The organism is Leclercia sp. LSNIH8, from assembly GCF_002920195.1.
Taxonomy (GTDB): domain Bacteria; phylum Pseudomonadota; class Gammaproteobacteria; order Enterobacterales; family Enterobacteriaceae; genus Enterobacter.
The window spans coordinates 717118-727363 of sequence record NZ_PQJY01000003.1; the positions used below are offsets into that span (position 1 = coordinate 717118).

A 10246-nucleotide genomic window follows, 5' to 3' on the forward strand; every position below is an offset into this window, starting at 1 on the left:
AGCGTTACGATCGTGACCGCCAGCACCGCATCACCCGGATTAAGGAGCAAGAGAATGATTCAGTGCAAACGACTGTATGACGAAGCAAACCAGAAAGATGGCTACCGTATCCTGGTGGATCGGCTCTGGCCGCGGGGCATGAAAAAGGCGGCGTTAGCGTGCGATGAGTGGTGTAAAACGCTGGCGCCTTCCAATGGACTGCGCAAGGACTTTCACAGTGAGGCGATCGATTTCGCCAGCTTCAGCAAACTTTATCGTCAGGAGCTGGCGTTGCAGGAGGATGAGGGGCGGCGCATTGCCCGTCTGGCAGACAACCAGACCGTGACGCTGCTCTATGGCGCGAAAGACCGGGAGCAAAATCACGCGCTGGTGTTAGCCGACTGGCTGCGTGAGCTGTAATTCAGTCCAGCATCAGCGCGTCGAGAGTTTCAGGCGCCTCTTCAGGAGTGAGCGGCATCAGGTGTTCCGGGCGAACAAACGCAAAGCCGTGCTGGTTATCCACCGACCAGACATCACCGGTCACCAGCCACAGGGAACGTTTTGCCCCTCGCGGCAACTCGGTCACCACGCCGTTAACCGGGTTTAAAAAACGCTGCCCCGGCTGACAGAGGCTAAACAGCTCCACAGATTTACCAATATTGCGACGACCTGCTGGCGTGCGGGCGCCGATAACCATCGCCAGGCTGCCCGGATTTAACTGGAACATACTTCCTCGTGCTGGATACTGAGAGTTTAAGAATTATCTTAGCAAAGTTTATCTCAGCCGGTCTGCCCTGTCACCAGGGGGAGCGGTTAATCTTTCTCCATGATTTCTTCATTCTGGCGACATCTTTCCTCGCTATAGTGATGTCGTTCTCGCAAAGACCAGAGAACATCATTCCGTAATCAAGCTGTTATTTTCCCCGGCCCTGCGCCGGGGCTTTTTCCTGCCAGATTTTGCCGTTCCTCGCCTGAATATATGAAATGTTGTTAATTCATGTTTTACTATCCGCCGTCAATCTTTGAGCAAATCAGACAGGTACAGAGATCATCTGTAAGGGGAGTTGAGCAGCGTCATGTCGGATATTATTCTTGCCCGTGTTTCAGAAACGCTCAGCACTGAGCAATCACTTGAGGGCCTGGTGCGTCAGCTGCTCGAAATGCTTGAGATAGTGACTGGCATGGAGTCCACCTATCTTACCAAAATTGATATCAACGCCCGGCTGCAGCATATTCTCTACGCCAGAAACAGCAAACAGATGCAAATCCCGGAAGGGCTCAGCGTTCCCTGGGGGGATACGCTGTGTAAACGGGCGATCGACTCCGACTGTTTCTATAGCGATAACGTACCTGAACGCTTTGCGGACTGCGACGCGGCAAAAGCGCTGGGTATCACCACTTACGTGAGTATCCCGGTCCATCTGACGGATGGTTCGCTCTACGGCACGCTGTGCGCCACCAGCACCCTTAAACAGCCGCTGAGCGAACGCGGCGAGCAGGTTTTACAGCTCTTCGCCGGGCTTATCGCCCAGTACATTGAGAAAGAGTCGCTGCTCCGGCAGTTACGCGAAGCCAACGCCGCTCTGATTGCTTACTCCTATACCGATGCCCTTACTGGCCTGCCGAACCGCCGCGCCATCTTCGAGAATCTCACAACCCTCTTCTCGCTCGCGCGCCATATGAACCGCAACGCCATTATCGCCTACATCGACCTGGATAATTTTAAGCTCATTAACGATCGCTTTGGTCATGAGGCGGGCGATCGGTTCCTGGTTGAGGTGGGCAAGCGCCTCAACGACGGACGCGACGAGGATGATATCGTCGGCAGGCTGGGTGGCGACGAGTTCCTGGTGGCCTGCCTGAGTAGTGATAGCGAAAGCGGTGAGCAGACGTCGCTGATGGTGCTGAAGAGACAACTAAGCGCGCAGATCGCCGGGGAGTACTGGCTGGGGGATGTGCATCTGGTCTACCCGGGTGCCAGCTTGGGGGTGATTGAGGTGGATCCGGCCAGACTGGATGCAGATAGCGCACCGCGGGTAGCCGACGCCGCCATGTACAGCGATAAAAAAGGGAAACGGAAAACGCCCTTTCTCAATATCGATTAACCCCGTACACTCGACGGGTTTTGTATTTCAGGACAGGTGATAGCATGCGGCTTGGTATTCTGTTCCCGATCGTGATTTTTATCACGGCGGTGGTGTTTTTAACGTGGTTTTTTATCGGCGGCTACGCTGCGCCTGGGGGATAAATGAGAAAAACGACGATTATTATGCTGATTGTCGCCATTGTGGCCGTGGCCGGAAGCCAGTTAGGCTGGTGGTAAATCGCGAAAAAAGACCGCCCATTGGCGGTCTTTTTTCTGAAGTGTGTCGGATTAGCTTCTTACCTTACGGTAAATAAACAGCACCACCAGCGCACCAATTACTGCAACCATAAAGCTGCCGAAGTTAAAGCCATCGACTCTGCCGAATCCGAACAGGGTACTGATCCAGCCACCCACTACGGCACCGATGATGCCCAGAATGACCGTAACGATGAACCCACCGCCATCTTTGCCCGGCATGATCCACTTCGCCAGAATACCTGCAATAAGCCCAAAGATAATCCAGGATATGATTCCCATAACTGCTTTCCTCTCTATATGGTTTTTGTCGTCAAATCAAGTACACAGAAAGCTTAGCACAGGATTCAGAAATGCAAGTTTGTGATAGCCATCACGTGAAGATTTTAAGATTAAGTCCACAAAGGGCGTCCCACACAAAAGATGGGGTTGCAATCGTTAATGAGAAACATTATCTTTCTCAACACTGAATAGTTGAGCTAATCACTCAGGTATTCAGTACGACATTGCTCACATTGCTTCCAGTATTACTTGCCCACGTTTCGTGGGCTTTTTTTTGCCTGTTATCCTGCGATTTGACGTTCTGGAATTTGCGATTACGCTTATTAGCACAATCCCAGTACAGCCATAATGGTATTGATAACATGAATGTTTCCAGCAGATTCGTGATTTGTATTAACCTTGTTTGTGCCAGTTCCTTGTTGCTTATACTTTCGGACAAATTTAACTGGTTTTAACGTGAGCAGACCCGGCATCCCGCCGGGTTTCATCTGTTAATCATCCCCTTCGATTAAAAACCCTGCCCGATGTATCGCCTCCTTGCTGTCGGTGACGCCTGCCGCGTATCCGGCCTCGATATCGCACACCGGGCTGGCGCTGACGTAGGGGAGCTTCACTTCGGTTGCGAGAAGCTGCTTCAGGCGGGCGTTCTCCTGGCGGAGGGTCAGAAGTTCGGCGGCAAGCTCTGCTGGCGTAACCGCGGAGAGTTCACCTGCGGCAATGCGGCGAAGCGCTGTATCATCAAGCATTATTCCTCCTGCGTAACCATAAAAAACGACTTCCTACCAGGCACTATTTCCAGAAAATCTCTCAGTCATCCAGTCGATGAATATTCTCAATCGGCCATTTAACGGCTTTGTTGGCGGGTAAATAATAGAGACAGGAAATTGTCTGTGCGTAACGTCTTCAAGAACAGGAACAAGTTCACCCGATGCTATAAAGCGACGGCTTACGGAAGCATGTGTTTGCCCGATGCCCATGCCGTGAACAAGCATACTTATCAGCGCGGCACTGTCATTCGCGGCGATATCAAATGCTGCCAACTGTTTTTCGCCTCCCCTGCTCATGAAACGCAGCGGCCAGGCCTCACCGGTTGCAGCACTGAAATAGCCGACGATTTTATGTCCATTTTCAAGGTCCGTCAGTTTCCTCGGCACACCATATTGTTTCAGGTAGCCGGGGCTTGCACAGGTGATTAAGCGATCTTTATACAGCGTTCGCGCAATCAGAGAAGAATCCGTCAGCTCACCTGCGCGAATGGCGCAGTCAACACCTTCCTCTATGAGATTCACCGGGCGATCGCCCACCCCAAGCGCCAGCTGTATATGGGGATAGCGTTCACGAAACTCTTCGAGTACCGGCATCAGGACAAAATTCGCCAGCGAGGAGTGAAGATCAATGCGCAGCCTTCCTTTCGCGGCGGCGCCCATATCCCGAATGGCACCTTCGGTTTCATCAAGTTTAGTGACGAGCTTACTGATCCTTCTGTAATACTCGGCACCCTCAGTCGTTAAGGTGACAGTACGTGTCGTGCGCTGTATCAGCTTAGTGCCTATATGTTCCTCTAATGATTTGAGATTCTTACCGACAGTGGAGCGCGGCAAATCCAGGTGTGCTGCGGCCTTTGTGAAAGAGCGCGTCTCTACGATGCGCTGGAATATGCGTATAGCTAACAGATGATCCATGACTCTATTTTAAAGTATGCCATCTGATTGTGCACACACATGGAAACTGAAGTCGCAAATGGGGGGCTTATCCGTGTGGCAACTCCAGCTATCCTGCGGTCATGAAATTTGCCGAAGGAGAGTAAAACCATGACTGACGTTACTGCAAAACAACAGGCGTTGCTGGAAGCCCGATACGGTGTTGAGCAACCCAAACCAGACAACATTATCTGGACGCCGCAGGTCGAAGCCCTGCTGGGCCATAAATCTGTCAGGACATTTTTGCCTGAACCTCTCCCGGATGGGGCAATAGAGACCATGGTCGCTGCGGCGCAATCAGCCTCAAACTCCTCTGCCCTGAATCAGTGGAGCCTGGTAGCCGTTACGGACCCGGCGCTTAAACAGCGTATTTCAGATACCGTAGCACGTTCAGTGCCAGTGGACCGTATCCCGTGGATTGAGGAAGCACCCGCATTGCTCCTATGGGTAGCAGATCTGTCGCGAGGTGCAGGAATAACAAAAGATGCCGGTAAAGAGCCTGTTGTGTTCGACTACCTCGACTCTTTCCTGATGGCATCGATTGATGCCGCGCTTGCCGCCCAGAACGCTGCCGTTGCAGCGGAATCCATAGGCTTAGGAATAGTCTATCTCGGGGTGATGCGTAATATCGCCAAAGAGGTAGCGGAAATCATCAGCCTGCCTGAGTACAGCTTTGTCACGTTTGGCATGGCAACCGGGCGGCCCGACAGAGCCAGAACCAGCAGTATTCGCCCGCGACCGGCTCAGCCAATGGTGCTCCATTACAATCAATACCAACAGGATCGTTATCGCTCGTACCTTGAAGGCTATGAAAATGCATATCAGGCATTTCGTCGTCGCCAGAATATGCGCGACAAAACCTGGGCCGGCTCCGTCGTTGATTCCGCGACCAGCATGGATTACCTCGGCGGGCGAATCAATTTACGCGAAACGGTCATGCAGCGCGGTTTCAAATTAAAATAACGGGATTTATCAACCTCCAGCTAAATTCAGGGCTCATTTATTTGAGCCCTCTGCGGTCTGGCTAAGATCTGCTGTACGCACAAAGTGAAACTAAACCAACGGGTATGATTTCAGGCTTTAGCGAGCGGCTTCATGCGGAAACTGATGCCCATCCGATTGATGGCATTCATGGTGGCAATCACAATGGTCAGTTCAACCAGATTTTTTTCACCAAATAGAGCAAGCGCTGCGGAATAGGCTTCATCAGAAGCGTGTGTTTCACTGATAAGGGTAACTTCTTCTGCCCATGCAAGCGCAGCTTGCTCCACATCCGAGAAAAGGTAGGTCGCTTCTCGCCACACCGGCACCAGGACCAATTTTTCGACGGACATGCCGCTTTTGATAAGGTCGCGCGTATGTATATCAATGCAGTGCGCACAACCGTTAATCTGTGAAACACGTAAAAAAACCAGATGAATCAGATCGGCAGGCAAATCTGTCCCGGTAGTAGCGTAATGATGAAGTGCTCCCATAGCCTTTCCACCCTCAGCAGAAACCTGAAACCAGTTTGGACGCTTCATGCATATCTCCTTTTTTGCGATGTTCGGGTAAGCCTGTGTTTGTTATTCAAACGCGACGACGGATGTGCATCAGCACGTCTGTCCGGACGTTGCGATATTAGCCATTCATGGCATCAATAAAAGAGACAAAGAGGGAGTAAGAAGGTAGGGCATCCGCTGCAGCGCAAGAATGCTAATAAAAAACGGGAGCCATCAGGCTCCCGTTCTCATACAACCCGAAAAGCGGATTACATGTTTTCGATGATCGCATCACCAAACTCTGAACATTTCAGCAGCTTAGCGCCTTCCATCAGACGTTCGAAGTCATAGGTCACGGTCTTGTTGTTGATCGCGCCTTCCATACCTTTAACGATCAGGTCTGCGGCTTCGAACCACTCCATGTGACGCAGCAGTAGTTCCACGCATTCATTGTAAGTTATTACTTTATATAAAAATGATAACAAAAAATCAGATTTTATGTCTTGTTTGACCTGCTTTATAAGCCTCTGTTTTTCCAATAATTGCTTAAAGTTTTGATAACCACTTTTCATGACTAAAAGTGCCTTACCCGCTCAAAACTATTTGTCTTTGAAGTGCCAATAGCGGGCGTTGTTAAGCTCATGCAGTATGGATTCACGAAGATCAGACATTATATTTTGTCCTGATTGACACGGGATGAAAGATCCTGATGGCTCTCTTTACGCTCGCTGTAACGATCCGCAAGATAACCAGTTTGTCCCTTAAGCAGTAATGTGATTTTAAACAATTCCTCGGCTACATCGACGATGCGGTCATACCATGACGAAGGTTTCATTCGGCCGTTTTCGTCGAACTCTTGCCAGGCTTTGGCTACTGATGATTGGTTTGGGATCGTAAACATCCGCATCCAGCGGCCCAGAATACGCATCTGATTCACGGCATTGAAGGACTGTGAACCCCCACAGACCTGCATAACTGCAAGTGTTTTGCCCTGCGAAGGACGAACCGCCCCTTCACTTAATGGTATCCAGTCAATCTGTGCCTTCATAACTGCGCTCATAGCCCCGTGCCGTTCCGGAGAACTCCACACCATCCCGTCACACCATCTGACCAGACCGCGTATCTCGGTGACTTTAGGATGCGTGTCCGGCGCATCATCCGGCAGGGGTAAACCGGAGGGGTTAAAGAGTTTTACCTCCGCGCCCATCGCCGTTAGCAGGCGACCAGCTTCCTCCGCGGCGAAGCGGCTGTAGGAGCGTTCCCTTACTGAGCCATACAGGATCAGAATCCGTGGCGGCTCCTGCAGGTGCAGGCGTTCGGCAATGTGTTGATCAAAGCATTCAGTATTCAGAGCAGGAAATTGTTCCATTTTTCTCCTCCGGAGAGAACAGGTGATTTCAAAATTATTACATATGATTTAACATATGTGTATTCTAAAGGGAACGGAGTGAAAAATGCTACAACCTGTTCAGCTTTTCAAAATCCTGTCGGATGAAACTCGGCTCGCCATCGTCATGCTTCTCCGGGAGTCCGGAGAACTGTGCGTCTGCGATATCTGTGCGACCACCTCCGAATCGCAGCCCAAAATCTCGCGACATATGGCTATCCTGCGCGAATCCGGGCTGGTTCTTGACCGTCGTGAAGGCAAATGGATCCATTATCGTCTGTCACCCCACATACCGGCATGGGCAGCTGAGACAATCACTACGTCCTGGCAGTGTATGCGGGAGGAAGTACGTGAATGGCTGGATAAATCAGCCTGCACCTCCTGCTGAGAAAGAGAAACACATTCACATAATCATATATAACGGAGTCTGAGATGCTTTTGGCAGGGAGTATATTTTTACTGACGCTGATACTGGTGATCTGGCAACCCAGAGGCCTGAGTATTGGCTGGAGCGCAAGTATCGGGGCTGTGCTGGCGCTGGCCACCGGTGTCATCCATATCGCTGATATTCCCGTTGTCTGGAATATCGTCTGGAACGCAACAACAGCATTTATTACGGTCATCATCATCAGCCTGTTGCTCGATGAGTCCGGCTTCTTTGAATGGGCCGCACTGCACGTCTCCCGCTGGGGTAACGGACGTGGCCGCCTGCTGTTCACCTGGATAGTCTTGCTCGGTGCCGCTGTTGCTGCGTTGTTTGCCAATGACGGCGCCGCGCTGATCCTGACGCCGATTGTGATTGCGATGCTGCTCGCACTGGGGTTCAGCCAGGGCACGACACTGGCCTTTGTCATGGCTGCAGGATTTATTGCAGATACGGCCAGCCTGCCGCTCATTGTTTCTAACCTGGTTAATATCGTCTCGGCGGACTTCTTCGGTCTGGGCTTTACGCAGTACGCTTCCGTTATGATCCCCGTGGATGCGGCAGCGATTGCGGCCACGCTGATCATGCTGCATTTCTTCTTCCGCAGGGATATTCCGGCAACGTATGACGTTTCGCTGCTGAAGAAGCCTGCCAGTGCAATCAAGGATCCGGCAACCTTCAGGGCGGGCTGGATTGTCCTGTTATTGCTGCTTGTCGGTTTCTTTGTTCTGGAGCCGCTGGGGATCCCGGTCAGTGCGATCGCGGCGGCTAGCGCAGCAGTGCTGTTTGTGGTGGCGAAACGAGGCCATGCCATCAACACCGGGAAAGTCCTGCGCGGTGCGCCATGGCAGATCGTTATTTTCTCGCTGGGCATGTACCTCGTGGTCTATGGCCTGCGCAATGCAGGGCTCACGGAGTACCTGTCTGGTGTGCTGAATCTGCTGGCAGACAAAGGGTTATGGGCAGCGACGTTCGGCACCGGCTTCCTGACGGCATTTCTCTCATCAGTGATGAACAATATGCCGACGGTGCTGATTGGCGCGCTGTCGATTGACGATAGTACGGCGACTGGCGTCGTCAAAGAGGCAATGATTTATGCCAATGTGATTGGCTGTGATTTAGGCCCGAAAATCACCCCGATAGGCAGTCTGGCAACCCTGCTGTGGCTGCATGTGCTTGCCCGGAAAAATATGACGATCACCTGGGGATATTACTTCCGTACCGGCATTGTCATGACTGTGCCGGTGCTGTTTGTCACTCTGGCCGCTCTGGCGTGGCGGCTCTCTGTCACTTTGTAATGAGATACTGATATGAGCAACATTACCATCTATCACAACCCGGCCTGTGGCACCTCACGCAACACGCTGGAGATGATCCGTAACAGCGGCAACGAACCGATGATAATTCATTATCTCGATACGCCACCGACCCGTGATGAGCTGATTAAACTTATTTCAGATATGGGAATTACGGTGCGTGCATTACTGCGTAAGAATGTTGAGCCTTATGAACACCTGGGTCCTGATGAAGAGAAATTTAGTGATGAGCAGTTGATTGATTTCATGCTTCAACATCCGATCCTGATTAATCGGCCGATTGTCGTTACGCCGCTTGGCACTCGTCTTTGCCGCCCTTCAGAAATAGTGCTGGATATTCTACCGGAAGGCCAGAAAGGAGCGTTTACCAAAGAGGATGGCGAGAAGGTCATTGACGAAACGGGGAAGCGGGTTAATTAAACTACCCACTTCAAAATATCGGACGCCTGTTTACGCTATGCGGGCGTCCGCTTTTCGCTCATAGCGGACATCAAACCTGTTAAGAAGAGCCCCCTGGGCTTCCCCCCTTTCAACATACAACCGCGCACTGCTTCTTACACCGGAACGTCATCTGCATCCGTGCCGTTGATGAAGAACGTAACACGCCCTATCACCTCGACCTCATCCGCAGACTCACCTTCTATCGCTTCGCCGTCATCCGTGAATAATGCCCTCCCCCTGAGCTTCGCAAATTGAGTCCGGCCATCAACGAGTATTTAGCAGCACCTGACCTTGCACAAGCCTGGTGACTGGCTCGATAACCGCAAACCCGGATGATGTTTCCAGGATGCGAGTATCGATATCAACATTGCAGATAGTCTCAGGACTGAGCCTACGCTCTACATAGTCCGTGGCCGGAGATACGAAGCCCATTAAAGACCTCCGTTCGGGTTGAAGAGCATGAAAGTGCGCGCCTGACCCTCGTCAGGTGAAATGTCTTTAAAGGTCGAAATGTGGCTCTCGATCCAGTCGTTCGCCTCTTTGAGCGACCAGTTCCAGTTAGCGCAGGCCAGGTGCTTCACGAAGTCCTCAGTTGTCACCGTGCGGCGCCCGCTGGCCTCGTGTTTAATAGCTGTGCGAAAAGCCCCCCTCAATATCAATTCTGCGTGGCATAACCCCTCCTTATTATTTTTACTGTGTTTAAATACAGTGGTTTTAAAGAGGGAGCAGATCAAGAAAGCCCTGCCTATTGATAATTACTGCTGAACCTCCAGCTATTCTGCCGAATTGACCAAGCGGGTATACCAGAACTTCCGGTATAAAATTGAGCTCTGTAAGGCCCAGAGGGCTGTAGCGGTGGCCGGAGCCCGCTTCGTGTCAGCAGGGGCTTAAACCA

15 protein-coding genes and 3 pseudogenes are annotated in these 10246 nt (G+C 51.5%); 9 read left to right on the plus strand and 9 right to left on the minus strand.

The window, feature by feature from the left end:
- Positions 1-54 precede the first annotated feature (54 nt).
- Positions 55-399, plus strand: coding sequence for a DUF488 domain-containing protein (locus tag C3406_RS11935; protein ID WP_103823803.1), 345 nt, complete (start codon positions 55-57; stop codon positions 397-399).
- Between the two features lies 1 nt (position 400).
- Here C3406_RS11935 and C3406_RS11940 read toward each other — a convergent pair whose 3' ends face one another.
- The gene (locus C3406_RS11940) at positions 401-706 is read right to left on the minus strand and encodes a hypothetical protein (RefSeq protein ID WP_103823802.1); all 306 of its coding nucleotides are present in this window, start codon (positions 704-706) and stop codon (positions 401-403) included.
- Between the two features lie 349 nt (positions 707-1055).
- Here C3406_RS11940 and C3406_RS11945 point away from each other — a divergent pair, with 349 nt between their 5' ends.
- Genes C3406_RS11945 through yoaJ form a run of 3 tightly spaced genes read left to right on the plus strand, consistent with a single transcriptional unit; the run spans position 1056 to position 2302 of the window.
- On the plus strand, positions 1056-2084 hold the full coding sequence (locus C3406_RS11945; protein WP_103823801.1) for a sensor domain-containing diguanylate cyclase: 1029 nt from the start codon (positions 1056-1058) through the stop codon (positions 2082-2084).
- A 44-nt stretch (positions 2085-2128) separates the two neighbouring features.
- Complete coding sequence (locus C3406_RS11950; RefSeq protein ID WP_103179242.1) at positions 2129-2227, plus strand: YoaK family small membrane protein; 99 nt, start codon at positions 2129-2131, stop codon at positions 2225-2227.
- Positions 2228-2302 (plus strand): protein YoaJ, encoded by a 75-nt coding sequence (gene yoaJ / locus C3406_RS26845; protein WP_073885218.1) that lies wholly within the window; start codon positions 2228-2230, stop codon positions 2300-2302.
- Between the two features lie 51 nt (positions 2303-2353).
- On the opposite strand, the gene C3406_RS11960 is transcribed toward yoaJ, so the two are convergent.
- Entirely contained in the window at positions 2354-2602 is a 249-nt protein-coding gene (locus tag C3406_RS11960) for a GlsB/YeaQ/YmgE family stress response membrane protein (protein WP_032617669.1), read from the minus strand.
- A gap of 362 nt (positions 2603-2964) precedes the next feature.
- On the opposite strand from C3406_RS11960, the gene yncL reads away from it, so the two are divergent.
- On the plus strand, positions 2965-3057 hold the full coding sequence (yncL, locus tag C3406_RS26850; protein WP_071886459.1) for a stress response membrane protein YncL: 93 nt from the start codon (positions 2965-2967) through the stop codon (positions 3055-3057).
- Positions 3058-3093: 36 nt separating this feature from the next.
- Here the strand turns inward: yncL and C3406_RS11965 are convergent, their stop codons facing one another.
- The gene (locus C3406_RS11965) at positions 3094-3348 is read right to left on the minus strand and encodes a hypothetical protein (protein WP_103823800.1); all 255 of its coding nucleotides are present in this window, start codon (positions 3346-3348) and stop codon (positions 3094-3096) included.
- Positions 3349-3381: 33 nt separating this feature from the next.
- Positions 3382-4284: a LysR family transcriptional regulator gene (locus C3406_RS11970; RefSeq protein ID WP_103823799.1), complete on the minus strand. Its 903-nt coding sequence runs from the start codon at positions 4282-4284 to the stop codon at positions 3382-3384.
- Between the two features lie 129 nt (positions 4285-4413).
- Between C3406_RS11970 and C3406_RS11975 the strand changes: the two genes are divergently transcribed.
- Positions 4414-5265 carry a nitroreductase family protein gene (locus tag C3406_RS11975; protein ID WP_103823798.1) on the plus strand — a complete coding sequence of 284 codons (852 nt, stop codon included), beginning with the start codon at positions 4414-4416 and terminating at the stop codon, positions 5263-5265.
- A 110-nt stretch (positions 5266-5375) separates the two neighbouring features.
- Here the strand turns inward: C3406_RS11975 and C3406_RS11980 are convergent, their stop codons facing one another.
- From C3406_RS11980 to arsH, 3 genes and pseudogenes are all read right to left on the minus strand, one after another.
- Complete coding sequence (locus C3406_RS11980) at positions 5376-5825, minus strand: carboxymuconolactone decarboxylase family protein (protein ID WP_103823797.1); 450 nt, start codon at positions 5823-5825, stop codon at positions 5376-5378.
- Between the two features lie 227 nt (positions 5826-6052).
- Positions 6053-6223 (minus strand): annotated as a pseudogene (locus C3406_RS11985) (isocitrate/isopropylmalate family dehydrogenase); the annotation flags it as partial.
- A 230-nt stretch (positions 6224-6453) separates the two neighbouring features.
- Entirely contained in the window at positions 6454-7152 is a 699-nt protein-coding gene (gene arsH / locus C3406_RS11990) for an arsenical resistance protein ArsH (protein WP_103823796.1), read from the minus strand.
- An 85-nt stretch (positions 7153-7237) separates the two neighbouring features.
- Here arsH and C3406_RS11995 point away from each other — a divergent pair, with 85 nt between their 5' ends.
- The 3 genes from C3406_RS11995 to arsC are packed head-to-tail and all read left to right on the plus strand — an operon-like array spanning position 7238 to position 9330.
- Positions 7238-7558: a transcriptional regulator gene (locus C3406_RS11995; protein ID WP_103823795.1), complete on the plus strand. Its 321-nt coding sequence runs from the start codon at positions 7238-7240 to the stop codon at positions 7556-7558.
- A gap of 44 nt (positions 7559-7602) precedes the next feature.
- Positions 7603-8892, plus strand: coding sequence for an arsenic transporter (locus C3406_RS12000; RefSeq protein ID WP_103823794.1), 1290 nt, complete (start codon positions 7603-7605; stop codon positions 8890-8892).
- Between the two features lie 12 nt (positions 8893-8904).
- Positions 8905-9330 (plus strand): glutaredoxin-dependent arsenate reductase, encoded by a 426-nt coding sequence (arsC, locus tag C3406_RS12005; RefSeq protein ID WP_103823793.1) that lies wholly within the window; start codon positions 8905-8907, stop codon positions 9328-9330.
- A gap of 134 nt (positions 9331-9464) precedes the next feature.
- Here the strand turns inward: arsC and C3406_RS26505 are convergent.
- Together C3406_RS26505 and C3406_RS12015 are read right to left on the minus strand one after the other, a co-directional pair.
- Positions 9465-9783 (minus strand): annotated as a pseudogene (locus C3406_RS26505) (hypothetical protein).
- Positions 9783-10023 (minus strand): annotated as a pseudogene (locus tag C3406_RS12015) (DNA polymerase V). The pseudogenes C3406_RS26505 and C3406_RS12015 overlap by 1 nt, the downstream one beginning before the upstream one ends.
- Positions 10024-10246: the final 223 nt, after the last annotated feature.